At 57.8% G+C, this 25,723-nt stretch carries 23 protein-coding genes; 20 read left to right on the forward strand and 3 right to left on the reverse strand.

The features are described from left to right. Window positions 1–72: 72 nt before the first annotated feature. Genes B2590_RS12640 through B2590_RS12655 form a run of 4 tightly spaced genes read left to right on the forward strand, consistent with a single transcriptional unit; the run spans window position 73 to window position 4,367 of the window. Window positions 73–1,071, forward strand: coding sequence for a zinc-dependent alcohol dehydrogenase (locus B2590_RS12640; RefSeq protein ID WP_052479527.1), 999 nt, complete (start codon window positions 73–75; stop codon window positions 1,069–1,071). A gap of 33 nt (window positions 1,072–1,104) precedes the next feature. Then, a complete protein-coding gene (locus B2590_RS12645) occupies window positions 1,105–1,503 on the forward strand; it encodes a 6-pyruvoyl trahydropterin synthase family protein (RefSeq protein WP_036205386.1) in 399 nt (132 codons plus the stop codon). Next, complete coding sequence (locus B2590_RS12650; protein WP_286810643.1) at window positions 1,490–3,436, forward strand: glycosyltransferase; 1,947 nt, start codon at window positions 1,490–1,492, stop codon at window positions 3,434–3,436. The genes B2590_RS12645 and B2590_RS12650 overlap by 14 nt, the downstream gene beginning before the upstream one ends. 1 nt (window position 3,437) lies before the next feature. Next, a complete protein-coding gene (locus B2590_RS12655) occupies window positions 3,438–4,367 on the forward strand; it encodes a lysylphosphatidylglycerol synthase transmembrane domain-containing protein (RefSeq protein ID WP_227517937.1) in 930 nt (309 codons plus the stop codon). Here the strand turns inward: B2590_RS12655 and B2590_RS12660 are convergent. Beyond that, entirely contained in the window at window positions 4,342–5,214 is an 873-nt protein-coding gene (locus B2590_RS12660) for a RibD family protein (protein ID WP_091641275.1), read from the reverse strand. The two genes, B2590_RS12655 and B2590_RS12660, sit on opposite strands and share 26 nt — an antisense overlap. 134 nt (window positions 5,215–5,348) lie before the next feature. Between B2590_RS12660 and B2590_RS12665 the strand changes: the two genes are divergently transcribed. Next, window positions 5,349–5,765, forward strand: coding sequence for a helix-turn-helix domain-containing protein (locus B2590_RS12665; protein WP_036205391.1), 417 nt, complete (start codon window positions 5,349–5,351; stop codon window positions 5,763–5,765). A gap of 4 nt (window positions 5,766–5,769) precedes the next feature. On the opposite strand, the gene galU is transcribed toward B2590_RS12665, so the two are convergent. After that, complete coding sequence (galU, locus tag B2590_RS12670) at window positions 5,770–6,606, reverse strand: UTP--glucose-1-phosphate uridylyltransferase GalU (RefSeq protein ID WP_036205392.1); 837 nt, start codon at window positions 6,604–6,606, stop codon at window positions 5,770–5,772. A gap of 365 nt (window positions 6,607–6,971) precedes the next feature. On the opposite strand from galU, the gene B2590_RS12675 reads away from it, so the two are divergent. The 12 genes from B2590_RS12675 (at window position 6,972) to B2590_RS12730 (ending at window position 21,240) form a co-directional block, all read left to right on the forward strand. After that, on the forward strand, window positions 6,972–8,147 hold the full coding sequence (locus tag B2590_RS12675; protein ID WP_036205393.1) for a ShlB/FhaC/HecB family hemolysin secretion/activation protein: 1,176 nt from the start codon (window positions 6,972–6,974) through the stop codon (window positions 8,145–8,147). A 145-nt stretch (window positions 8,148–8,292) separates the two neighbouring features. After that, window positions 8,293–9,846, forward strand: a complete 1,554-nt coding sequence (locus tag B2590_RS12680) for a glucan biosynthesis protein G (RefSeq protein WP_286810644.1) — start codon at window positions 8,293–8,295, stop codon at window positions 9,844–9,846. A 15-nt stretch (window positions 9,847–9,861) separates the two neighbouring features. Next, window positions 9,862–10,119 carry a hypothetical protein gene (locus tag B2590_RS12685; protein ID WP_036205395.1) on the forward strand — a complete coding sequence of 86 codons (258 nt, stop codon included), beginning with the start codon at window positions 9,862–9,864 and terminating at the stop codon, window positions 10,117–10,119. After that, entirely contained in the window at window positions 10,112–12,223 is a 2,112-nt protein-coding gene (mdoH, locus tag B2590_RS12690) for a glucans biosynthesis glucosyltransferase MdoH (protein WP_091641270.1), read from the forward strand. The genes B2590_RS12685 and mdoH overlap by 8 nt, the downstream gene beginning before the upstream one ends. A 28-nt stretch (window positions 12,224–12,251) precedes the next feature. Continuing rightward, complete coding sequence (locus tag B2590_RS12695; RefSeq protein WP_286810645.1) at window positions 12,252–13,838, forward strand: glucan biosynthesis protein; 1,587 nt, start codon at window positions 12,252–12,254, stop codon at window positions 13,836–13,838. 128 nt (window positions 13,839–13,966) lie between these two features. Then, entirely contained in the window at window positions 13,967–14,647 is a 681-nt protein-coding gene (locus B2590_RS12700) for a GntR family transcriptional regulator (RefSeq protein WP_036205397.1), read from the forward strand. A gap of 29 nt (window positions 14,648–14,676) precedes the next feature. Further along, window positions 14,677–15,564 carry a methylisocitrate lyase gene (gene prpB, locus B2590_RS12705; protein ID WP_036205398.1) on the forward strand — a complete coding sequence of 296 codons (888 nt, stop codon included), beginning with the start codon at window positions 14,677–14,679 and terminating at the stop codon, window positions 15,562–15,564. A 32-nt stretch (window positions 15,565–15,596) separates the two neighbouring features. Continuing rightward, a complete protein-coding gene (prpC, locus tag B2590_RS12710) occupies window positions 15,597–16,727 on the forward strand; it encodes a bifunctional 2-methylcitrate synthase/citrate synthase (RefSeq protein ID WP_036205399.1) in 1,131 nt (376 codons plus the stop codon). Window positions 16,728–16,756: 29 nt separating this feature from the next. Then, entirely contained in the window at window positions 16,757–19,354 is a 2,598-nt protein-coding gene (gene acnD / locus B2590_RS12715) for a Fe/S-dependent 2-methylisocitrate dehydratase AcnD (RefSeq protein ID WP_286810646.1), read from the forward strand. After that, window positions 19,351–20,529, forward strand: a complete 1,179-nt coding sequence (gene prpF, locus B2590_RS12720) for a 2-methylaconitate cis-trans isomerase PrpF (protein WP_286810647.1) — start codon at window positions 19,351–19,353, stop codon at window positions 20,527–20,529. The genes acnD and prpF overlap by 4 nt, the downstream gene beginning before the upstream one ends. A gap of 76 nt (window positions 20,530–20,605) precedes the next feature. Continuing rightward, window positions 20,606–20,863, forward strand: a complete 258-nt coding sequence (locus tag B2590_RS12725; protein WP_286810648.1) for a type II toxin-antitoxin system RelE family toxin — start codon at window positions 20,606–20,608, stop codon at window positions 20,861–20,863. Further along, entirely contained in the window at window positions 20,860–21,240 is a 381-nt protein-coding gene (locus B2590_RS12730) for a helix-turn-helix domain-containing protein (RefSeq protein ID WP_041334841.1), read from the forward strand. The genes B2590_RS12725 and B2590_RS12730 overlap by 4 nt, the downstream gene beginning before the upstream one ends. A gap of 88 nt (window positions 21,241–21,328) precedes the next feature. Here the strand turns inward: B2590_RS12730 and B2590_RS12735 are convergent, their stop codons facing one another. Further along, window positions 21,329–22,048 carry a PEP-CTERM sorting domain-containing protein gene (locus B2590_RS12735; RefSeq protein ID WP_286810649.1) on the reverse strand — a complete coding sequence of 240 codons (720 nt, stop codon included), beginning with the start codon at window positions 22,046–22,048 and terminating at the stop codon, window positions 21,329–21,331. Window positions 22,049–22,347: 299 nt separating this feature from the next. Between B2590_RS12735 and prpD the strand changes: the two genes are divergently transcribed. From prpD to B2590_RS12750, 3 genes are all read left to right on the forward strand, one after another. Continuing rightward, entirely contained in the window at window positions 22,348–23,832 is a 1,485-nt protein-coding gene (gene prpD, locus B2590_RS12740) for a 2-methylcitrate dehydratase (RefSeq protein WP_286810650.1), read from the forward strand. A gap of 179 nt (window positions 23,833–24,011) precedes the next feature. Next, window positions 24,012–24,740 (forward strand): PEP-CTERM sorting domain-containing protein, encoded by a 729-nt coding sequence (locus B2590_RS12745; protein WP_286810651.1) that lies wholly within the window; start codon window positions 24,012–24,014, stop codon window positions 24,738–24,740. Between the two features lie 149 nt (window positions 24,741–24,889). Then, window positions 24,890–25,573 (forward strand): PEP-CTERM sorting domain-containing protein, encoded by a 684-nt coding sequence (locus B2590_RS12750; RefSeq protein WP_286810652.1) that lies wholly within the window; start codon window positions 24,890–24,892, stop codon window positions 25,571–25,573. Window positions 25,574–25,723 lie beyond the last annotated feature (150 nt).

A 25,723-nucleotide genomic window follows, 5' to 3' on the forward strand; every position in this document is an offset into this window, starting at 1 on the left:
CTGGCAAGGCCGCGTGTACTATAGCCTGCGTATACTATAGTGAGTTACGTGCGCTGTAAGGAAACAGACGATATGACAAACGCATTTTGGGTGACCGGGCCCGGGGAAGGGGCCATTCTCCCAGCAACCTACGATCATTGTTCGGCGACCGACGCTGACAGTCCAGCGGTGTCTGTGCGAGCGCTATACTCGGGCGTCAGTCGTGGAACCGAGTCATTGGTTTTCAACAACCGTGTGCCACCGTCGGAATACGATTCGATGCGTGCCCCGTTCCAGGAAGGCGATTTTCCCTTCCCGGTCAAATATGGTTATGCCAGCGTAGGCCGTGTTGTTTCGGGCCCCGAGGCCCTGACTGGCCAGTCGGTTTTCTGCCTGTTTCCTCATCAGGAGCACTACCAGGTTCCTGCATCCGCCGTGGTACCTCTTCCATCCGGTCTTCCGGAATCCAGGGCAGTGCTGGCCGCCAACATGGAAACCGCGGTTAACGGCTTGTGGGATGCTTCACCACGAGTGGGAGAGCGGGTCGCAGTGGTTGGCCTTGGCGTCGTTGGTCTGCTGGTTGCGTGGCTTGCCAGCCGCATACCGGGTACCCGGGTTACCGTCGTGGACACCAATCCACAGCGTAAAACGGTTGCGCACACCCTGGGGCTGGATTTCCAGACCCGGTGCCGACAGGACGATCATGACTTGGTCATCCACGCCAGCGGCCACCCAACGGGTCTTGAAACCGCTCTTGCGCTGGCGGGACAGGAAGCGCGAATTATTGAGATGAGCTGGTACGGCGAGCAGCCAGTGCCGGTATCCCTGGGCCGGGCATTCCATTCCCGTCGGCTGACGATACGGTCTAGCCAGGTTGGTAACCTGCATCCTGAGCAGCGGCCACGCTGGCGCCATCGGGATCGAATGGTGCTGGCCCTGGAGCTGCTGCGGGATGATGTCCTGGACTGCCTGATCAGCGGCGAAACCACCTTCGAATCGCTGCCGGAGGTTATGCCGGCACTTGCTGGAAACAGAGCTGGCGGAACGGCCTCCGACACTCTCTGCCACCGTATCGTATACCCCGACAATTGACTTCCATCATCCGTATCGAGGACCCAAAACCCCATGTTCAGCCTTACCGTCAGAGACCACATGATGATCGCCCACAGCTTTAAGGGTGACATTTTCGGCCCCGCCCAGGGCCTGCATGGCGCCACCTACGTAGTTGATGTCTCCTTCGAGCGGGAAGCCCTCGACAACGACGATCTGATCGTCGATATCGGGCTGGCGTCCGAGGTGTTGTCGTCGGTGATTGCCGAGTTCAACATGAAGAACCTGGACGATATCGAGGAATTTGCCAATCGCAATACCACCACCGAATTCATGGCGATGACGGTGTTCGACCGACTGGCCGCGGCGATCCGCCAGGGCCGGCTGGGTGAAACCGGCAAAGGCCTGTGTTCGATGAAGGTCACCCTTGGCGAATCCCATATTGCCTGGGCCAGCTACCATGGCGAACTCTGAACCATTAACGTCGGTGTTGTTCGTTGTCCCGGGGGATCCTGAACAGAAAACCGGAGGCTACCGGTACGTTCAGCGTGTTGTCGCAGGGCTCAGGGATAACGGCGTGGATGCCTTTGTTTCCGGGCTCTGTGGCAGCTTCCCGGTGCCAGACCGGATGGCGGAAGCATCCATGAACAGGTTGCTTGCCGCCCTTGCGGATGATTCGGTGGTGGTACTTGATGGCCTGGCCATGGGCGGGCTTCCGGACGTGATCGCCAACCATGCATCCCGTTTGCGGGTTGTGTCGCTGGTCCACCACGCCCTGGCGGATGAAACGGGGCTGACGCAAGAGTTGCAGGATTGGCTTTTCCGGGTAGAGAGTCGGGCGCTGTCAAAGGTGGCCGGGGTAATCACGACCAGTGCCCACACCGCGCACCGACTGAAAGACTACAGCGTACCGGCCACGGCCATCCGCGTGGTTGAGCCGGGCGCCGACACCATTGCCGGTATTGGCGCTGAAACCCAGCCATCAAGAGCCCAGGGCCCCACGATTCATCTGCTCTGTGTTGCCCACCTGTCGCCGCGCAAGGCACAGCACCATCTGGTTGAAGCGTTAAGTGATCTCCGGGACTGTTCATGGCACTGCACCCTGGCAGGCTCGCTGGATCGCGACGAGCGCTATGCCCACGAGCTTCGCGGTATCATTGCGAACCTGGGGCTTGAACATCGGATCAGTCTTTTGGGGGAGCTGGACGACCTTGAGCTTGCCGGCGCCTATCGTAACGCTGATGTTTTTGTGCTGCCGTCCGTTTACGAAGGGTATGGAATGGTGATTGATGAGGCGATTGCCGCGGGGTTGCCGGTGATCACCACGGATGGGGGTGCCCTTTCCACCACAGGCCTGCGGCCTGGCGTCCGGCAGTATCCAGCCGGCGATGTCGCAGGGTTGCGGGCGTGCCTGGAAGCTTGGCTGACAAACCCCGGCGCGCTTGGCGAGGCGGCTACCCAGGCACAGCAGGCGGCGCGCTCCCTGAGAAGCTGGCAGAGTACCGCCATTGACTTCCAGCGGGCACTGGAAGACCTGCTGCCGCCACCGGACCCTACCACCTTCGACAGCGACTGGCTGGCACTGCGTGAGCCGGCAGACCACCTTGCTCGTAACAAGAGGCTGCTCTCGGAGGTGCTGGTTTGGGCGGAACAGGACTATTGTCACCCGGGCGTTCTGAGCGGTCATCACGCACCACCACTGCTGGTGGTGGATCTGGGTACCGGCACTGGCTCCAACGCCCGTTACCTTGTGCCGGCCATGACGGTACCCCAGCGCTGGGTGCTACTGGACCAGGACGAACACCAGCTTGCCCTTGCCGGAGAGAGACTGCAACACCTTGATGTCCCGCTGGAAACCCATGCCTGTCACTTGAACGCCAAGCGGCTTGCCGGGCAGATTCCGGATGGCACCCGGTTGATCACAGCTTCGGCCCTGATAGACCTGATGTCGGAAGACTGGCTAGAGGCATTGGCGGTAGCCGCCACCAGACACAATGCCGGCGTGTTTATCGTTCTGAGTTACGCGGGGAATGTCGAGCTGTCGCCGGCAGACCAGGACGACGACTGGATACGCGAGACCGTCAACGAGCACCAGCACAACGATAAGGGGACTGGTGCCGCGCTGGGGCCATCGGCGACGAATTACCTCAAGCAACAGCTCGAATTGCGGGACTATCAGGTGTCTGTTGCTCCAAGCCCGTGGCGCCTGACGCCTGCTCAAAGTGCACTTCAGCGCGCCTTGCTTGAGGGCTGGCGTGACGCGGTGATGCAACAGTCGCCGAGCGAACGTCAGCGGGCCGAGCGCTGGTTTGGCCTGCGTCTGAAGCAGGCTGATGAGCAGAGCCTGTCAATCCGCGTGGAACATGAAGACTTGTTTGCCCGGCCAGCCAGAGACGGCGTTGCCTGACGTGCGACGCCTGCTCCGAACCCGTTACCTGCGCTGGGGTTTCACCCTGCTGTTGCTATTGGCGACTGGCTACTTCCTGGATCTGGGCGTGCTCTGGCGGGAACTGGCGCAGTTCTCATTACTGTCGTTATTGGCAGCCATGGTGGTATCCGTTGCGCAGGTGGTGCTTTCAGCCTGGCGCTGGCGTTACACCGCCCGGCGACTTGGGTTGGTCTTGCCCATGGCTGTTGCGGTGCGGGAGTACTACCTTGCCACTTTTCTCAATCAGGTGCTTCCTGGCGGGGTGATGGGCGATGTTAATCGGGCCTGGCGTCACAGTCTCGACTCCGGTGAGCGCCTTGCGTCCGCTCATGCCGTCATGATTGAGAGAATGTCCGGGCAACTGGTGATGATGGCTGTGGCGCTGAGCCTGGGTGTTTGGCTTGTCTGGTACCGATACGGAATGCTTGAAGCCTTCTCGGAATATGGCGAACGGGCGCTGCTATTGCTGGCAGGCCTGACAGCCACAGTGGTATTGGTTACAAGTATTTGGCAGCGCGCGAAAGACTATGTCCATGCGCTGCGGCGGGACTTGCGCAAAGCCTTGTTGGAGTGGCCGGCCGTGGGTGTCCAGTTGGTGTCTTCCGCCGGTGTGGTGGCCAGTTACCTGGCCGTGTTCTCGTTGCTGGCTCTGGGCGCGGGTTATTGGAGTGACCCGCACATGGCTTTGGTTCTGACGTCTCTTTGCAGCCTTCTGCTGCTGGTCATGGCCATTCCGGTCACTGTTGCAGGCTGGGGGGTGCGCGAGGGTGCTGCGGCATTGCTCTGGCCCATGGCTGGGATGCCGGCAGAGCAGGGCGTTGCACTCAGTGTCGGCTATGGGTTGGCGGTTCTGTTGTCGAGCCTTCCGGGCGTGCTGTTCGTGTTCACTCGTCGACAGTCGAACGAGTGAAATCCAGGTCAAACAGCATGTCACTGCCCAGGTCCACCATCTGGGCCTTCGGGCGCAGGGCGCTGTCGAGTTTCTTGATCTCCGGCAGTGAAAATGCCGGGCGCCCACTGCCGATGATCATGGGGGCGACCATGACATGCAGCCGGTCGAGCAGGTCCGCATTCAGGAATTCAGACACGGTAAGCCCACCGCCTTCCACAAAAATCTTGCGAAGGCCAAAGTCCGCGAGAACCGCGAGTATATGGGCAGGGTCCGTGGTGTCATTCTGCCCGAGGCAGGGCACATCTGTTACGCCGTGGCGGGGCGTCAGCTTGTCGCCGGCGTGGTAGTCCCCTGCGACGAGGCGGAGCGTAGGGGATGCTTCGTCGCTGAACAGGTGATGGCTGTCCGGAACCCGATGGTTGCGATCAATCACCACCCGGACCGGATTAATGCCGGACGTCTTGCGGACTGTCAGCCTGGGATTGTCGGTGGATGCGGTTCCGGCGCCGACAATGACCGCTTCCGACACAGCCCGCAAGCGGTGCAGGTGGGTAATGCCATCCTCGCCATTGATGAACTTGGAAGCGCCGGTCACCGTGGCGATACGTCCGTCCAGACTCTGCCCCATCTGGCCGACAACTCGCGAGCGCGAGCCTTGAGCAACCGGGCAGCACAGAGGCAGGAAAACTGACAGCAGGTTGCGTGCGTCGAGCTCTGCTGGCAGTCGAAGTTCCCATTCGCCGTTCTGGCCTATATCCAGTGCTGGCTTGTCACTGCCCGGCAATGAGAGTGTCACATTGCTGCGGTTCACTGCGTCCAGTACCAACTCCCATGCGGTGTTCTTATCCAGTGCTTTTGCCGCCATACCAAGTTATTTCCGTTGCTTATGGATTCATTATAGGTAGATTGTGTGTAAAGCTATATGTACGTTACATTTCCGGTTTGATTCACCGAAAGTGCCATCAGGCCACAAGACTAACCACGGCAGAGAACACTCCTATGCGGTACCTGCAAACCTTTAACCGCCGCCTGCGGCAGATTCGGGAAGCCGGGCAGTTGTCGTGCGGGGACGTGGCAGAAATGTGCGGAGTGGACGAGGCGCGGGTGGTGAGTTGGGAATCGACTGATGCGAGGCAGCGGGCATGGCCGGGTGTCACCGAGTTACTGGATTTTTGCCTGAAGACGGAAACCCCACTGGAAGACCTGCTGGATCTGGACGACGCCGGGGACACCGGCCAGTTGGAGTTGCCAGGCCTGGCGTTCAGCCAGGGCGATGACCTGTCAACGGCCCTGAAAGAACTGGAGCGTGAAATCAGCCGGATTCAACTTTCAGAGGAGGAAATGGAACTGCTGCGCCGGTTCCGGAAAACCTCCGGCGAAAACCGGCGCATGATCCTGCAAATCCTCGGCAAATAGGCGCCTATTTACCTTTCTTGTAGATGTTTTCGTAAACGTAGTTGGTTGCTTCCACAAACCCGTCAATACTGCCGCAATCAAACCGGCGGCCCTTGAATTTATACGCCAGCACACAGCCGTTCTTCGCCTGTTCCAGCAGCGCATCCGTTATCTGAACTTCACCGTTCTTGCCGGGCGCCGTGCGCTCGATGATGTCAAAAATATCGGGCGTGAGGATATAGCGACCGATAATCGCAAGGTTGCTGGGGGCGTTCTCCGGCGATGGTTTTTCGACCATGTCGGTGATGCGATAGAGGCCGTCTTTCATCGACTCGCCCGCTATGACGCCATATTTGTGGGTCTCGTCTTCCGGTACTTCCTCAATGGCAACGATGGAGCAGCGGAACTGGTTGTAAAGTTTAACCATCTGGGCGAGTACGCCTTCTTCGGCGCCGTCAGCCACGCAGAAGTCGTCCGCCAGTACAACCGCGAATGGGTTGTCGCCAACAAGGTTGCGACCGGTGAGAATGGCGTGACCGAGACCTTTCATTTCGTTCTGGCGGGTAAAGGCGAACGAGTTATTGTCGATCAGCTCCCGGATGGAGGTAAGCAGGTCTTCCTTGCCCGAGCCGGCAATCTGGTGCTCAAGCTCATAGCTGATGTCGAAGTGATCCTCGATGGCCCTTTTACCACGACCGGTAACGAAACCGAACTCGTGAACCCCCGCTTCTGCAGCTTCCTCCACACCGTATTGAACAAGGGGCTTGTTCACAATGGGCAGGATTTCCTTGGGCATGGCTTTGGTGGCTGGCAGGAAGCGGGTGCCGTAGCCGGCAACAGGGAAGAGACACTTCTTGATCATAACGTTCGTCCTTATTTCGTTTCGGTCACGGCCTGTTTGAAGTCAGTCGTCCGTGTAGGCTGACTCACGAATTGTGCCAAGTGTAACCAAGTTAGTGACCCAAATGGAGGCCTCGGTAGCGAAATGTAGAATTTGGTAATAAGTGGCACCAGTTCTCAATACCTCCGGCCTGTTGAAATCTATAGAAAAAACTTTCAGAGGTCTTTGTAATCATCTGTTTTATATGAAGATTAACTTTGTAAATTTTGGCAACCAGTGATGGATTTAAGGGCGTTAATGCAATACATTCCGCAGTGACGATTTTTTAAGAATAACCGGTATTCGCAGCGACAGGCGGCCGGCGCTCACTGGCAGGATCAGAAACATTGAGACATTCCCTGTTGTTCGCACTGATTTGGTGCGTTCTCAGCCAACCTTTGTACGCGGAATCATCGGGTTCCTGGTTGCGTAATGGCTGGAAACCCTACGCCGATAATTTTGAGGGCACCGTGAATGCGTTCCGCGACGAGCGTGAACACTGGCTAAGATCCCGATTGAAGTTTTCCGGCAAAACCTCCCTGAACAGCGACGGAATGGACGGGGACATCGGTGTGTCTGCTGACAGCCTGGTCGGTAGCAGCGATGCAATCGGGTTTCATTATCGCGATGCCCGGTCCCACAAGAACCGCTCGGACGTCAACGCCACCTCGTTTCGCTACCGCTTTCCGGCCGGCGCCAACCAAGTAACCGTGGAAACCGGAAGTTCTTACTACAGCCACGCCGTTACCAGTGGTGACAGGCGCTACAATGCCAGTGGCGAATCCAGTGTTGTGGGTGTCGGGGCCAGTCGGCCGCTGTTTTCACGGTTTGGTCTGGCGTTTGATGGTGTTGCCCACCATACCGGTCGAGACAGTCGCGCTATGGAGAAGGGGAGCCTGGTATCGGAGAGCCGCTACGAGTTGTCCTCAGTCGGTCTCAAGGCGCAGGGCGGTCATGAGCTTTGGGATGGTTTGCAGGCCAGCACCGGTCTTCTGGCGGTGAGCGGTCGCGAGTACAGTTCGACCGATTATCGGTTGCAGGACGATGTTGGTCGCGAAGACGCCTTCTATAAAGTGGCGATGTCCGCTTCGCTGGAACAGGAGCTCTATCGGTGGCGCTGGCGGATTCACGGACGCTACCAGTTCGCTGATGAAGATCTTCCGGTGTCGGAGTATCTGACCGTCGCAGGCCCCTCCATGATCGCCGGTTTTAACGGGCAATCCGTATCGGTTGTTCGGGGTGGCTGGTTGCGCCTGGATACCGCCAGCCCCTCCTGGCAGATGCCGTTTATGGACGGTGTGCTTTCCAGCGTGAATTTTGCGGTGTTGCACGGCTGGGTTCCATACTCTGAGACCCAGTCCGACCGCCACGGCCGGGCCTCTGCTGGCCAGGTGTCGTTGAAGTTCGAGGGCCGGGCTTTCACAGCGAATGTCAGCGTCGGCCGTATGATTCGTGCTTCCACGATGGCCATGACGATGCCCGAACGCCCGGACGTTCGGTTTTCCCTCACCATGGGTATCTGATTGCTTACTAACGACGTTCTAGCTCCCTCCTGAAGCCTCTCGGGCCCCCTGCGGCCAACCTGCCTTACGAAGATGTCACTTGAGACGGCGCCGGTCGCAAGTGCTACATTAAAAAGTCGATGGACATTTTCGAGGTAGGAGCTACATGCATTCAGGGAAACGATGGCTGATCGGCCTGATATTGCCGGGGCTGCTCTACGCCCATGCGGCGGGGGCGCTTGAGTTCAGGGAAATAGTGGACAAGGCCAAAGCAAGGGCTGAAGGTGAGTATCAGCCACCACCTTCGGTGCCCGGCTTTCTCAGGAACCTGAGCTACCGAGCCTACCAATCCATCCGCTTCAATCCACAAGCCAGCCTTTGGCGGGAAGGGCGCTCCCGTTTCCAGGTGATGATGGTGCCACCGGGGAGCTATTACACCCACACCGTCAAGTTGAATGAAGTGGATGCCGACGGTGTAAAACCCATCCCGTTTGATAAATCCGAGTTCAGCTTCCCGGACCCGGAACTCGCCAAAAGGGTTCCCGCAGACCTGGGATATTCAGGTTTTAAGCTCACGTACCCGATGGGCAGTGGTGAGGAACAGAACCAGTTTCTGGTCTTTGCCGGCGCCAGCTATTTCCGGGGCGTGGGTGCCGATAACCACTTTGGCCTGTCGGCGCGTGGTATAGCAATTGACACCGGGCTGCCTTCTGGGGAGGAAGTGCCATCGTTTGTTGAATTCTGGCTTGAGCGGCCAGGAGGCGGCAGTGAACGTATGCGGGTTTACGGTCTATTGGATGGCCCAAGCGTCGCCGGCGCCTACCGTTTCGATATTCAGCCCGGCCCGACCACACGTATTGATGTCACTGCTGAGTTGTTCTACCGCAACCCGGTGGATCAACCGGGCCTGGCGCCGCTGACGTCGATGTTCTACTACGGCGAAAATACTGCCAGGCCCCGGGGTGAATGGCGGCCCCAGGTGCACGACTCAAGCGGACTGCTGATTCATGACCAGGGCGCGGGCGAATGGTTGTGGCGCCCTCTGACGAACCCATCGCGCCTCCGGCTCAGCTACCTTCAGGTTGATCGCCTGGCTGGCTTCGGTTTGATGCAGCGGGATACCCAGTTTGACCAGTTTGAGGATGCCGAGGCTCGATATGACAAACGGCCCAGTGCGTGGGTTGCGCCAAGGCAGGGATGGTCGAACGGCGAGGTCGTGCTGGTTGAAATCCCCACCAACGCGGAAACCAACGACAACATTGTTGCCTTCTGGAAACCGAAGGAGCCAGTAAAGCAGGGTGACCATCGGGCGTTTGCCTACAGCCTTCGTTTTGGCGACAAGGACGTATCCGGGCAGGACACCGGGCGTGCGCTGCAAACGTTTGTTGGAGATGGCAATCGTCCCGGAGGCGGCACGGAAGAGGGGGCCTACCGAATCATTGTTGATTTTGCAGGAGGGCCGCTGGACGATCTCAAGCCTAATGCAGCCATCGTCAGCAAGGTCAGTGAGGGCAGCGGAAACAGCGATGCCGTTGAGATCATAGAGCATTTCGTTGAGTACGTTGAGGCTGATGGCACCTGGCGACTGTCGATGCTGGTGCGCCCCGTCGGTGAAAAGGCTCCGGTGCTCCGAGGACAACTCCTGCTTGATAATGAGCCACTGACCGAGACCTGGACCTATTCCATCGGCCCCGATTCCGGGCTTGGTCAGAAACTGTAGAGCGGAGATTTGTTCATGCCGGAAACCTTATGCCAGCAGGCGATCGAGAGGGTCATGACCTATCTGCGCGACGATGGCGTGGAACTGGACGCGGAAACCTGTCGACAGGTGTTGCGTTTGGTTGACGGTGCCATGACAGAAGGTGATGGGCCAGACTTGCCCGCCCGGTGTATTGAGCTCGTGCCGGACTACTTCAACCTGCCGGGAATGGACATCCCGGCGCCCATTCCACCCCTCATGCGCGGCCACCTGGGGTACTACCCCCATGACTGAGGTCGTTAATGCAGCCCCAATCGAGCGTTCGGGAACCTGGCGACGTACCGCCACAGTGCGTCGTTTTTTCCTGACACTGTTTGTGGTTGGGCAAACCGTTGTTGCCAGTTACTTCCTGCTCTGGATTCTGCCGTATCACGGCGGCACATGGGTGGAGCTCGGCCTGCTTGCGCTTTTCATCCTCCTTTATATGTGGATTGCAGTGGGGTTCTGGACGGCCGTGTTTGGCTTTGTGCTCAGGCTGGTAGGGGGCGATCGCCACAGTCTTCTCAAGCGCCATCCGGAGTCGGAACTGGAAAACACGGCGTTGGCCAAAACCGCCATCGTTATGCCGATCTACCATGAGCCGGTGCAATGGACACTCAGTGGGTTGAAGGCTGTCTATCAGGATATTGAGCGGACCGGGCACCTGGACCGCTTTGAGTTTCATATCATCTCCGACAGCAGGGACCCGAACGTCTGGCTACAGGAACAGGCCGAGTGGCATCGGTTATGCGAAGAGTTGGGGGCCGAGGGGCGGCTGTTCTATCGTCGACGGCGCGTCAATCTCAATTTCAAAAGCGGCAACGTTGCGGACTTTTTGCGGCGTTGGGGCCGTCGTTACCGCTATATGGTTGTTCTGGATGCCGACAGCCTGCTGAGCGCGGGAACCATCGTGAAAATGGTGCAGCTGATGGAGCGGGAACCCAACGTGGGTATCCTGCAGACCGCACCTACCATTATCAACGGTGAGTCTCTCTTTGCCAGGGTACAGCAGTTCGCGAATCGCCTTTACTCATCGTTGTTTGCCACCGGTCTGGCAGCCATACAGATGGGAGACGCTGCTTTCTGGGGCCACAACGCCATTCTGCGTGTCGAGCCATTCATGGCGCACTGCGGTCTTCGCAAACTACGGGGCTTCGGGCTTTTTCGCGGGCCCATCATGAGTCACGATTTTGTGGAAGCGGCCTACATGGGGCGCGCTGGTTATGAGGTGTGGCTTGAGCCTGAGCTTGGCAACAGTTTTGAAGAATCACCGCCCACCATTTCGGATGAGCTCTCCCGGGACAATCGCTGGTCCAGGGGCAACCTCCAGCATCTTTGGATCCTGCTGTTCGGGCGGAAGTTGCGCCTGGCCCACCGGATGGCGCTGCTGAACGGCATCATGGCGTACCTTGCGTCGCCGCTCTGGTTGGCGTTTCTGATTCTGACGACCGTTGAAGCCGTGCAAATGACCGTCGCCAGCATCAATTACTTCCCAGAAGGGCACCAGGGGCTATTCCCCCTATGGCCGGAATGGCGGCCGGAATGGGCTATCGGGCTTGCGTTGAGCACTCTATCGCTGCTGTTCCTGCCAAAGTTTCTTGCCATCTTTGATGCTGTAATCCACGGCCTTGTGCGGGGCTTCGGAGGTGTCTGGCGGCTATTTCTGAGTGTGATGCTGGAAATCGTTGTGTCCGTGCTGCTGGCTCCGGTCAGGATGATGGCCCACAGCCGATATGTTCTTGGCGCTCTTCTCAACGTCTCTTTGTCCTGGGCAGGGCAGAACCGTACCGAAGAAACGACATGGCGGGACGCTTTTCTGACCCAGTTTCCCGGCATGCTCGTGGGCGCTGGCTGGTCCGCCTTCGCCTGGAGCCTGGACCCCATGTTTTTCCTCTGGTCCCTGCCCGTAGCGGTGCCGCTCGTGTTGGCGGCCCCGACATCGGTGGTGCTCAGCCGTGTAGGGCTGGGCCGGGCCTTCCGGAAAAAAGGGCTTCTGGTGATACCGGAAGAGCTTACGCCAGTGGCGGTATTGAACGACGCCAGACGCGCAAGGGCCGTGGGTGATGAGGTCCCGGTGATTACTGCCGTAGAAGCAGCCGTGATCCGGCCTCGCTTGAACCGGCTCCACCGTGCCCTGGCGCGCGCTCATCGCCAACCCAGAAGAGCAGAGTTGCTGGCGCCATTGGTACGGCGGCTCGCTGACAAAGGGCCGGAGTCATTGTCCCGGAACGAACTCAGCCAGGTGTTCCGTGACCGCACGGCACTGGCGGAACTGCACCAGCTTGCCTGGCGTTCATCGCCGGACAGTTTCTGGGGACGGCGAATATCCAGTCTGGGCAAGACAAAACCTGAAGAGTAAAGGCTTCAATATTAGACGGGAGCATGACATGGACAGACGCACACTGATCAAAACCTTCGTCAGTCTGGCGGGAGCCCAGGCACTGCCCCTCTCGGCATTGATGTACAGTGGTTCCAGCGTGGCGGGCGAGGTTGGTGAGCCCAAGCCATTCAGTTACGCGTGGCTGAAAGGCCATGCGCGGGCCTTGGCCGGTGAACCCTGGGTGTCACATGAAGGGGAGTTGCCCGGCTCGTTGAAGAATCTGTCCTGGGACGATTACCAGGCGATCGGCTTTCGCCCCGAAGAAGCGCTTTGGCGTAACGACGACAATGCGTTCCAGGTGCAGCTTTTCCATCTTGGCCTCTACTTCAAAACCCCGGTGCGCATCCACGAAGTGGAAGATGGCGAGGCCCGGGAGCTTGCGTACAAGCCGGAATACTTCCGATATGAGGGTGAACAACCCCTGGGAACCCTGCCGGAGGATCTTGGCTATGCCGGGTTCCGTGTTCACTTCCACACGGACTACGAGCGCGACCTGGCCGCTTTCCTCGGCGCCAGCTACTTCCGGGCGGTTGGGTCAGAGATGCAATACGGGCTCTCCGCCAGGGGCCTGGCGATCGACACCGCACTGGAAAGCGGGGAAGAGTTCCCGCAGTTTTCGGCCTTCTGGCTGGAGAAACCGAAACCGGGCAGCCAGAACATGGTGGTCTATGCACTTCTGGATTCACCCAGCACGACCGGTGCCTATGCCTTTACGTTGACCCCGGGACGGAACATGGTGATGAGCGTGGATGCGGCGATATACCCGAGAAAACCCATTCAGCGGGTGGGGGTCGCGCCACTGACCAGTATGTACCAGACCGGTGAGAATGATCACCGTATGGCCTATGACTGGCGCCCGGAAATTCACGATTCGGACGGGCTGTCGATCCTGAACGGGCAGGGCGAATGGCTGTGGCGGCCACTGGTCAACCCTCGTTCGATCCAGGTAAATACGTTTGTTGACAATAATCCTCGTGGGTTTGGTTTGTTGCAGCGCGACCGTGGCTTTGCCAATTATCAGGATGACGGCGTGTTCTACGAGAAGCGTCCGAGCACCTGGGTTACGCCCCACGATGACTGGGGCAAGGGTAGCGTGATGCTGGTGGAGATTCCCACCAAGGACGAGACGTTCGACAATATCGTCGCCTTCTGGCACCCCGAGAAGCCCATGGAGCCGGGGCAGGAGTATCTTTATTCCTACACGTTGTCATGGGGGGGCGAGCCGCCGATGGAGCCAGAGGAGCTGGCCACGGTCCAGGCAACACGTACGGGATTGGGGGGGGTTGTCGGGCAGGAGCGAAAATATTTCTCCTGGCGGTTTGCCGTGGACTTTGCCGGCGGCGCGCTGCCGCTGGTGGGGGACGATGCAGAGGTAGAGCCGGTGATAACGGCCAGCCGTGGGGAGGTGGAAATCACCTCTGCGCGGCCATTGGACTCCATTGGTGGTTATCGGGCGATGTTTGACCTTGTGCCCGACGACTCCCTGGAACCGATTGACCTGCGTCTTCAGCTCAAGCTGGGTAACCAGGTGCTTACCGAAACCTGGTTGTACCAGTACACGCCGCCTCCGAAGGACGAGCGCACGCTCTATTAGCGTCGCCTCCGGGCGGTGATGGCTGCCTCTCTGTCAACAATAAAGCAGCCAGGTAATCCAGGATTGTTGACAATAATCGAGTTAGGGCGTAGATTTCCGGTAATTCCAGTCACTATTGTTGACAAAATATGCCGGAAGCTATCGCCCAAACCTATACCCGTGCCGATGAAGCCTTCGATTGTCTGCAAACGGCCATCGTTAAGGGCGACCTTGCCCCTGGCGAAAAGATCGGCGAAGTCGAACTTTGCTCCCGTTTCAATCTTACCCGTGGCCCGCTTCGCGAGGCGCTTGGCCGCCTTGAATCCCGAGGGTTGCTGGTGCGCCGGCCCCACGCCGGGGTAAAGGTGGTCTCAGTCAGCGCTGATGAACTCATGGAGCTCTACCGCATTCGCGAAACCATGGAGGGGCTCGCCGCCCGTCAGGCCGCCGAGCGGATGACCGATCAGGAAATCGCTGACCTGTCCGCCACCCTCGATAGCCATGAGCGAATGATCGAACAGGCCCAGGGCCAGGCCTACTATCAGGCGGAAGGCGACTACGACTTCCATCACCGAATTGCCACAGGCAGTCGCAACACCAAACTCGCGCAAATGCTGCTGGGTGATCTTTACTATATGGTCCGGATGTATCGTTACCGTTTGAGCACCTCATCCGGGCGCCCTCACATGGCGCTGGGGGAGCATCGCAGGATTGTTGAAGCCATCGCCCAGCGTGACGGCGAGCTGGCGGAATTCCTGATGAAACGACACATCCATGCGGCCCGCAAAAACATCGAGAAAAAGATTCAGCAAGGCGATTTAACGATCTAGAACCGTCACCCCAAATAACGAGGTTACTCATGTCCAAAACACTATCCCCAGGCGCACGCTTCCGCAAAGCCCTGAAAGAAAACCACCCCCTACAGATCGTCGGCACCATCAACGCCTATACTGCCATGATGGCGGAAAAGGTCGGTCATCAGGCCATCTACCTGTCCGGCGGCGGTGTTGCCAATGCGTCCTATGGTTTGCCGGATCTGGGCATGACCACTCTGAACGATGTGGTCGAGGATGTCCGCCGTATCACTGCGGCCACCGACGTCCCGCTGCTGGTAGACATCGATACCGGGTGGGGCGGCGCCTTCAACATTGCTCGCACAATTCGCGAAATGGAACGCGCTGGCGCAGCGGCAGTCCATATCGAAGATCAGGTGGCCCAGAAACGCTGTGGTCACCGACCGAACAAGGAAATCGTCTCCCAGGAAGAAATGGTGGATCGCATCACGGCCGCCGTGGATGCCCGTCAGGACGATGACTTCTTCATCATGGCTCGTACCGACGCGTTCCAGAAGGAAGGCCTGGACGCCGCGATTGAGCGCGCAAAGGCCTGCATTGAGGCAGGCGCCGACGGCATTTTCGCCGAAGCGGTGACCGAGTTGGAGCACTACAAGGCCTTTTCTGAAGCCCTGGACGTGCCGGTGCTGGCCAATATTACCGAGTTCGGTGCCACGCCGTTGTACAATCGCAAGGAGCTTGCAGAAGCCGGCGCCGGTATGGTGCTGTATCCATTGAGTGCCTTTCGCGCCATGAACAAGGCGGCACTGACGGTTTACGAAAACATCCTCGAGAAAGGTGACCAGAAAGACGTGGTTGACCTTATGCAAACGCGGATGGAGTTGTACGATTTCCTGAACTACCACGATTTCGAACAGAAGCTGGACGAGCTGTTCCAGCAGAAAAAGGGTTAATCAAAATCCAAACATTGATGAGGGGGAAAACCATGGCTGAAGCAAAAAAACTCGGAGGCGCAGGTCTTCGCGGCCAGGTGGCTGGCGTAACGTCGCTGTGTACTGTTGGCCAGTCCGGTGCCGGCCTGACCTATCGTGGCTATGACATCAGCGATCTGGCGGACCACGCCCAGTTTGAAGAAGTGGCTTACCTGTTGTTGCGCGGCAAGCTGCCTAACCGGCAGGAGCTTGAGGACTACAAGAAAAAGCTTGTGAGTATGCGTGAACTGCCATACGCCGTGAAATCCGTACTGGAGCATATTCCCAAAGACGCCCACCCCATGGACGTCATGCGCACCGGCTGCTCCATGCTGGGTAACCTGGAAACGGAGACCGACTTCAGCCAGCAGGACGACAAAATCGATCGCATGCTGGCACTGTTCCCGGCCATCATCACCTACTGGTACCGCTTCGCCCATGAAGGCGTGCGCATCGATACCGCCAGCGACGTGGATTCCATTGGCGGCCATTTCCTGGAACTGCTCCACGGCAAGAAACCCAGCGAACTGCATGAGCGCGTTATGAACGTGTCGCTGATTCTTTATGCAGAGCATGAGTTCAACGCCTCTACCTTCACGGCTCGAGTGTGCGCTTCCACCCTGTCGGATATCCACAGCTGCGTGACCGGTGCGATTGGTACGCTGCGCGGCCCGCTTCACGGTGGCGCCAATGAGGCGGCCATGGCGCTGATTCAGAAATTCCAGACCCCGGACGAAGCCGAGAAAGGCCTGCTGGGCATGCTGGAGCGCAAAGAGAAGATTATGGGCTTCGGCCATGCGATCTATCGGGAGTCTGATCCCCGCAACGCCATCATCAAGAAATGGTCCGAGGAGCTCGCCAAGGAAGTGGGTGATACCGTTCTGTACCCGGTATCGGTTCGTTGTGAGGAAGTCATGTGGCGCGAGAAGAAGCTGTTCTGCAACGCCGACTTCTTCCATGCCTCCGCCTATCACTTCATGGGTATCCCGACCGAATTGTTTACCCCCATCTTCGTGATGTCACGGGTGTCTGGTTGGACCGCCCACGTGAAAGAGCAGCGTGAGAACAACCGCATCATCCGCCCAAGTGCCGATTACGATGGCCCGGCGGATTCGAAGTGGGTGCCGATCGACGAGCGGCCGTAATCCGATAAACCAGAATTTGAGTACCGCCCATGAACATTGATTACCGCAAACCTCTCCCGGGCACCGACCTGGAGTATTTTGACACCCGTCAGGCTGTGGAAGACATCCAGCCTGGCGCCTACGACAAACTGCCGTACACCTCCAAGATCCTGGCGGAGCAGTTAGTTCGTCGTTGTGATCCATCGGCACTGACGGATTCCCTCAAGCAGCTGATCGAACGCAAACGGGACCTGGATTTTCCCTGGTACCCGGCCCGCGTGGTCTGCCATGACATCCTTGGCCAGACGGCCCTGGTAGATCTGGCTGGCCTGCGCGATGCCATCAAGGAAAAGGGTGGTGATCCGGCGAAAGTCAATCCGGTGGTGCCCACCCAGTTGATCGTGGATCACTCGCTGGCCGTTGAGCACGCTGGTTTCGAGAAAGACGCGTTCGAGAAAAACCGTGCCGTGGAAGACCGCCGCAACGACGACCGGTTCCACTTCATCAACTGGACCAAGACGGCGTTCAAGAACGTGGATGTGATTCCTCCGGGCAACGGCATCATGCACCAGATCAACCTGGAGAAAATGTCGCCGGTGGTTCAGAACCGTGACGGTATTGCGTATCCGGATACCTGCGTGGGAACCGACAGCCACACGCCAATGGTAGACGCCCTTGGTGTTATCTCCGTGGGCGTGGGCGGACTTGAAGCCGAAAGTGTGATGCTTGGCCGCGCCTCCATGATGCGCCTGCCGGACATCGTGGGTGTGGAGCTGACGGGTAAGCTGCAACCGGGCATTACCGGTACCGACATGGTGCTGGCCATTACCGAGTTCCTGCGCAAAGAACGGGTGGTGGGTGCCTATTTGGAGTTCTACGGCGAAGGCGCCGACAGCCTCACCGTGGGCGATCGCGCGACTATCTCCAATATGACTCCGGAATACGGCGCTACGGCAGCGATGTTCTATATCGACGGCCAGACCATCGATTACCTGAAGCTGACCGGGCGTGAAGACGATCAGGTCGCCCTGGTCGAGCGATTCGCCAAAGAGACGGGCCTCTGGGCCGACAGTATGAAAAACGCGGAATACGAGCGCGTGCTGACATTTGACCTGTCCAGTGTTCACCGCACGTTGGCGGGCCCCTCCAATCCCCATGCGCATCTGCCTACGTCGGAACTGGCCGAGCGCGGCGTGGCCGGCATGTGGGAAAAGGAAGAGGGCAAGATGCCGGACGGCGCGTGCATCATCGCCGCGATTACCAGTTGCACGAATACCAGTAACCCCCGCAATATGGTGGCCGCAGGCCTGATCGCCCGTAATGCCAACAAACTGGGCCTGACTCGCAAGCCCTGGGTAAAGACTTCCCTGGCGCCGGGCTCCAAGACGGTAAAAATGTATCTGGAAGAAGCCAGCCTGATGTCCGAGCTGGAAGAACTCGGCTTCGGCGTAGTGGCTTTCGCCTGCACCACCTGTAATGGCATGAGTGGCGCACTGGACCCGAAGATCCAAAAGGAAATTGTTGATCGGGACCTGTATTCCACCGCCGTGCTTTCGGGCAATCGGAACTTTGACGGCCGCATTCACCCCTACGCTAAACAGGCGTTCCTGGCATCGCCGCCGCTTGTGGTGGCCTATGCGATTGCGGGCACCATCCGCTTCGACATCGAAAAAGACGCCCTGGGGCACGACAAGGATGGCAACCCCATTACCTTGAAGGACATCTGGCCGGATGATGCGGAAATTGATGCCATCGTGAAGTCCAGTGTGAAGCCGGAGCAGTTCCGCAGCACTTATATTCCGATGTTCGACATCACCCGGGATGCGCACGCCAACACCAACCCGAACTACGACTGGCGCCCCCAGAGCACCTACATTCGTCGCCCGCCGTACTGGGAAGGTGGCATGGTAGGCGAGAAAACCCTCAAGGGTATGCGCCCGCTGGCGGTGTTGCCGGACAACATCACCACCGACCACCTGTCGCCGTCCAATGCCATCCTGATGGACAGCGCAGCCGGTGAATACCTGCATAAAATGGGCGTGCCGGAGGAAGACTTCAACTCCTACGCCACCCATCGGGGCGATCACCTGACGGCTCAGCGCGCCACGTTTGCCAACCCGAAACTGTTCAATGAAATGGTCCGGGACGAGAATGGCAAGGTGAAGCAGGGCTCCCTGGCGAGGGTTGAGCCGGAAGGCAAGGTCACCCGCATGTGGGAAGCCATCGAAACCTACATGGAGCGGAAGCAGCCACTGATCATCATCGCTGGCGCCGACTATGGTCAGGGTTCCTCCCGCGACTGGGCGGCCAAGGGCGTGGCCCTGGCGGGTGTGGAAGCCATCGTTGCCGAAGGCTTTGAGCGCATCCACCGTACCAATCTCGTCGGCATGGGCGTTATGCCCCTGCAGTTCGAGGAAGGCACCACGCGGCAAACCCTGGGTATTGATGGTACTGAAACCTATGATGTAGAGGGCACTGCTGCACCGCGTGCGCAACTCACTCTGGTTATCCATCGCAACAATGGCAGCACCGAGCGTGTGCCCGTGATCTGTCGTCTGGATACAGCGGAAGAAGTGTCTATCTATAGTGCTGGTGGCGTGCTTCAGCGCTTTGCCGAGGACTTCCTGCAATCGGAGGGCGCCGCATGACCCACGCGCCCCAGATAAAAGTTCCCGCCACCTACATGCGTGGCGGCACCAGCAAAGGCGTGTTCTTTCGGCTGAAGGATCTGCCGGAAGCGGCACAAGTCCCGGGCAAAGCCCGGGATAACCTTCTGCTGCGTGTGATTGGCAGCCCGGACCCTTACCAGAAGCAGATCGACGGCATGGGCGGAGCCACCTCCAGCACCAGCAAAACCGTGATCCTGGCCGAGCCGACGCAACCGGACCACGACGTGGACTACCTCTTCGGTCAGGTGTCCATCGACAAGCCGTTCGTCGACTGGAGCGGGAACTGCGGCAACCTGACCGCCGCCGTCGGCGCATTTGCCATCAATGGTGGTTTCGTCGCTCAAGAGCGCATTCCGGAAAACGGTATTGCCACGGTTCGCATCTGGCAGGCCAACATCCGGAAAACCATCGTTGCCCGCATTCCCATCACCAATGGTGAAGTGCAGGAAACCGGTGATTTCGAACTGGACGGCGTGACCTTCCCGGCTGCCGAAGTCCAGGTGGAATTCATGGACCCCGCCGATGGCGAAGGCGCCATGTTCCCCACCGGCAACCTGGTGGACGACCTGGACGTACCCGGTGTTGGCACCCTCAAGGCCACCATGATCAATGCCGGCATTCCCACCATCTTCCTGAATGCAGAAGACATTGGCTACAAGGGCACGGAACTGCAGGACGATATCAACAGCAATCCCGAGGCCCTGGCGATGTTTGAAACCATCCGCGCCCACGGTGCTGTCAAAATGGGACTGATTCAGTCCGTGGAAGAGGCCGCCAGCCGCCAGCACACGCCCAAGGTGGCGTTTGTGGCAAAGCCTTCTGCCTATGTGTCTTCCAGTGGCAAAGCCATTGGGGCAGGGGATGTGGACGTGCTGGTGCGGGCCCTTTCCATGGGTAAGCTCCACCACGCGATGATGGGTACTGCGGCTGTCGCCATCGCCACGGCGGCGGCGGTACCGGGAACCCTGGTCAACCTCGCCGCCGGAGGTGGCGACAGGACCTCCGTGACCTTCGGCCATCCATCCGGCACCTTGCAGGTCGGTGCGGAAGCCAGCCTGGTCAACGGGCAGTGGACTGCCACCAAGGCCATCATGAGCCGCAGTGCGCGAGTGCTTATGGAAGGTTGGGTGAGGGTGCCAAGAGATAGTTTCTAATGGGGAAGCTCAGAACATCCGAGAGCTAAAACGCTCTAATGTTGACTGTCAGTAAACCTGGCCGTAAACTCTCCCTATGTACTTCGTGAAATACAAAAAATCCGCACTCAAAGCGTTGAGGAAGGCTCCAAGGCCGATAGCAGAACGGATAATGTCCGAACTCGAAGCGATTGCTCTGGATCCTGAGAATTATCATGGCGACTGGAAGCCCATGAAAGGGAAGCCATATTGGCGCCTTCGTCAGGGTGGGTACAGGGCGATCTGCAGTTTTGATAATGGCGAACTGATTTTACTGGTACTGAAAGTTGGCGCCAGGGGAGATGTTTACAAATGAGCGTACAGATCATTGAAAAGTCAGGAAAACCTGAATACGCAGTCATTCCCTATGCGGAGTATCAGGAACTGCTTGAGATGGCACAGGATGCGCGTGATACTCAGGATGCTGATGCCGCTAAGGCGGAACTTTTGGCTGGAGAGGACGAATGCATTCCTGCGGCTATCGCCAGGCGTCTCGTATTGGGAGAAGAGCACCCTCTGAAGGTTTGGAGGGAATATCGCGGCTTCACTCAGGAGCTATTAGGAATTGAAGCCGGTATTGGAAAATCATACGTCTCACAAATTGAGGCTGGTGCCAAAACCGGTTCAACAAAGGTTCTTAGTGCACTCGCGAAAGCTTTGGAGGTTGAAATAGACGACCTGTTGGATCGGTGACGTTTACTGTCGTCGGTTATCTATTGGCCATCTTGCAATTGGGGGTGTCGGATTAAGGCCTATAGGGGCCTTAATCCGACAAGAAGGCTTACGCCTTGATACTACGGCGACGCAGGCCAAAGCCCAGGGCGCCGAGGCCCAACAGCGCCAGGGTGCCGGGCTCTGGAACCGGGTTGGTCGGAGTGATCGGGCTGCCAGCTGCAAAGTTGTTGTTGTCAGTATCCGACAGGAAACTGAACATGCCTGAGAACAGGCTGCCACCAAAATCGATTGCCATGGTTGTGAACAGGTCGTCATAGAACACGCCATCGAGAGACAGCTTGTCAGAGTATTCCACGTTCACAGTTGTGCCGTCCGCCAAATCGCCCGAGTTGGAAAGCTGGAATGGCTTGCCCTGTGCGGAGTCTGGTGAACGGAAATCACCACCGAGAATGTCGAAAATCGTGTTGCCAGGACGCCCGTTCAACACGATGCTGGTGACGTCTTGAACGGAATTGAAGGTAAACGGGGAGCTGTAGGTGTCTCCATTGATAGACAAGCTCCAGCCACTACCGATGGCTTCGCCGTAGGAAGAGCTGCCGACCGTACCGTCAAATGCCACGGTTTCACAGGCCGCGCTGGCAAAGCAAGTAGTGACTTCCATGCCGTCCATCAGCGAGCCGTCGGTTGAATACCCGGTCAGCATTTCGGTGTTGTAGAGGTCGCCGTCAGAGTTGACGACGTTTACGATGGGGGCTGCGTAAGCGTTCCCAGCCATTGCAGCGGCCAGTCCCAGGCCAATGACTACCTTGCGGTTAAATCCTTTCATACTTCCTTCTCCTTGCGTTTTCACAGATGTCCATATTCACCCTACATTTCCTGCAGAGTGGTCTCCGGACTGCGGTAATAGCAAGAAAAGAACCAGTTAGAATGTTTATGTTTCAAAACAGCTGGTTGCTGTTTATTGGCTGTTCTAGTCACTGGCGCCGGTGAGAAAAGTGTATAAAAAGTCAACGCTTAAGAACTGGACGGCTGTATCCCGGCTGGCGCGATGTACTAACCTGTTTGGCACGACTTCTTTCCGTTCCTGACACCTCTCCGAGGTCCAAAACCAATAGAGGACTCGCCATGAGCACCAACGTAGATCAAAACATTCGCCCTGATTATGACGACGTGCTGCAGGCAATCGCAGACTATGCGCTCAACTACCGTATAAAGAGCAAAGAGGCGTGGAATACGGCGCGCAACTGCCTGATGGATACTATTGGTTGCGGCCTTCTGGCCCTGCGTTTTCCCGAATGCACCAAGCACCTCGGGCCGATCGTGGAGGGCACCGTGGTACCCAACGGTGCGCGCGTTCCGGGAACGCCTTACAGGCTGGACCCGGTAAAGGCTGCCTGGGATATTGGCTGCATTGTGCGCTGGCTGGACTACAACGATACCTGGTTGGCGGCAGAGTGGGGGCATCCCTCGGACAACCTGGGGGGCATACTGGCCGTCGCGGATCATCTTTCCCAGAAACGGGTAGCAGAGGGCAAGGCGCCCCTGACCATGCGGGATGTCCTGGAAGCGATGATTATGGCCCATGAGATCCAGGGGGTGCTTGCGCTTGAGAACTCGTTTAACCGGGTGGGGCTGGACCACGTTGTGCTCGTCAAGGTGGCTTCAACCGCTGTTACCGCAAAACTCATGGGCGCGAGCCGCGATCAGATGCTGTCCGCCTTGTCCCATGCCTGGGTGGATGGCCAGGCGCTGAGAACCTATCGGCACGCGCCAAACGCCGGTTCCCGCAAATCCTGGGCGGCGGGAGATGCAACGTCCCGAGCTGTGCGATTGGCGGACATAGCGATGCGCGGAGAGATGGGTATCCCGGGCGTGCTCACGGCGCCCCAATGGGGCTTCTACGACATTCTGTTCAGCAAGACCAATAAAGACCAGAAGCTGAAGCCGGAAGACAAGCGTCAGTTTTCTTTACCCCAGTCGTTTGGCGCCTACGTGATGGAAAATATCCTGTTCAAGATCTCCTTCCCGGCGGAATTCCATGCCCAGACAGCAGCTGAAGCGGCTGTGATACTTCATCCCGAGGTAAAAGACCGCCTGAACGACATCGAACGAATCGTCATCACCACCCACGAGTCCGCCATCCGCATCATCTCGAAACAGGGGAAATTGGCAAACGCGGCCGATCGGGATCACTGCCTTCAATACATGACGGCGGTACCGTTAATGTTTGGCGGCCTGACGGCGGAGCATTACGAAGACAGCTTCCACGAAGCCAATCCCCTGATCGACGAACTCCGGGAAAAGATGGAAGTGGTAGAAGATGAGCGATACACCCGGGAGTATCTGGAAGCGGACAAGCGCTCCATCGCCAACGCCATTCAGGTGTTCTTCGCGGACGGCACCAGCACGGAGAAGGTAGCGGTTGAGTATCCCATTGGCCATCGCCGGCGCCGCAAGGAGGGCATCCCACTGTTGGAAGACAAGTTCCGCCACAACCTCGCGACCCGATTTCCTGGCCAGCGTTGTGATGAGATCTTCCATCTGTGTAAGGATCAGGCTCGGCTGGAGGCAACTCCGGTCCATGAATTTGTTGGTATGTTTGTCATCTGAGCCGTAGTGATGCCAAGCGCTGTTGACGCGGGATGAAGGGGCTGTCGAAAAACTTTACATTGAGGGAATAGGCCAACGGCTAACTAGCGGAAAAGGCAGTGTTTAAGGCCGTGGCATGCCTTATGCAACTGGTACTCCATATCTAAAGACGATTCTGTCAGCTTATATGGAGTACTGATATGAACACGCTAAAAACAGTCGGCGCCGTAGGAGTTCTCCTCGGTGCTTGCACCTGGGCCAGCGCTGCGCCCTTTCTCAGTATTAGTAGTCAGGGAGCCGCGGCTGCTGCCTCTGCGGAACAGGGCTTCCTGAACGCCGCTCATTCCGGTTATCTCACCGAAACGTTCGATGACAATGCCTTTTACACCGTTGGGAGTCAGGCTGGCACCATCACGTCGTCCGTTGGTGTTGGTTCCTTCACCAGCGCCGTACCAGGGTCTGGTGGTCTGTGCGATAGCGGCCCCTATAACTGCAATGACGGCCTTGCCGTATTGAACGCCGGCGCCAGTCCGTTTAGTGGGCGTTATGCCGTATCTGGGAGCAACTGGCTCGACAGTATGGACGCCCGACAAATGGTGATTTCCCCTGCAGCTGGTTTCAACGCCATGGGTTTCTATATGACAGACCCCAACGATGCGGGCGGACGCCTCTCGATTGGCGGGGTCGATTTCAGCTTCAGCGACATATTCGGGTCCGCGCTTGGCAATGGCAGGATCTTTTACGTCAGCCTCTACGACGCTTCGGGTTTAGGGGATGTCAGCATTTTTTCCAACAACCCTGATGATGGATATGGCATCGACAATATCACCGTTGCCAACGTCACGGAGCCTGGCACCTTGGCCTTGTTGGCGCTGGGACTGCTAGGTATTGGGCTTTCGCTCTCAAGGAAGTCAAAACGGAATCGCTGAGGATCGGTAGTGGTGTGTCAGTAAATTTTACGCAACCCTGGAAGTGGCTATTCAAGCTATTGTTTTATAATAAAAAAATAGTTGGCACGTCACCTGCATTGGAATGAGCGGTTGATGAGAATCATAAGATGTAAACAAGGAGCAGTAGAATGAAAATGACTTCAAAGCTGATCGCGGCAGCAATGCTGGCGGGGACGTTTTCGGTAGCGCAGGCCGCCCCGATGGACGTTTTCGATCTGAAAACAGACAGTGGCGCGGACGTATTTACCGACACCCTCGGTGAAGGTAGTTTCTACGACAACGGTGCCTCTTTCGCAAAACTGAACGATGTTGATGGTACCCAGGATTCAGCTGGCGCCTTCCTGCTGTTCGAATTCGCAGGTTTTGCCAACATCAATAACTTCGGTATCTACAACCTGAATGACACCAGCGAAACGCTGCAGGTGTTCTCCGGAATTGAAGGTTCTGGTGGTCGTGAGGTAGCGTTTGACCTGGATGCAGGGACCGCCTCAACATACTACGGAACAGCCAACATCGGCTCTACGTTCGGTTTCTACCTCCAGCGCGGTGACACCACGTTCTATTCAGACGCGAGCCTGAACGGCGGCGTTGATATGACGCGGATCTTCGACGTGACGGGCAGCCAGAACGGTAGCTTCTTTGGCAGCTCACTGATTGTTGCGTTCGAAGACCTGCTGGACGGTGACTTCGATTACAACGATCTGATCGTCGGGATTTCAGACGTACAGGCAGTGCCTGAGCCAGGAACGCTCGCGCTGTTTGGTCTCGGCCTGCTGGGTCTGGGCATGACTCGCGGTCGCAAGTCAGCCTGAGCCAAGTAAGTCATGAAACACCCTGCCTTGATATCTAAGGTAGGGTGTTTTGCGTTTCTGGCGCCGGATTAGGTGCTGTCCTTCTACGTCGCTGATTGCAGTATCATTAAAATGCAGTAAACTCTGTTCATTGTCAGATCTGCAGCATGG

This window comes from Marinobacter sp. UBA3604, assembly GCF_002375325.1.
Taxonomy (GTDB): domain Bacteria; phylum Pseudomonadota; class Gammaproteobacteria; order Pseudomonadales; family Oleiphilaceae; genus Marinobacter; species Marinobacter salarius.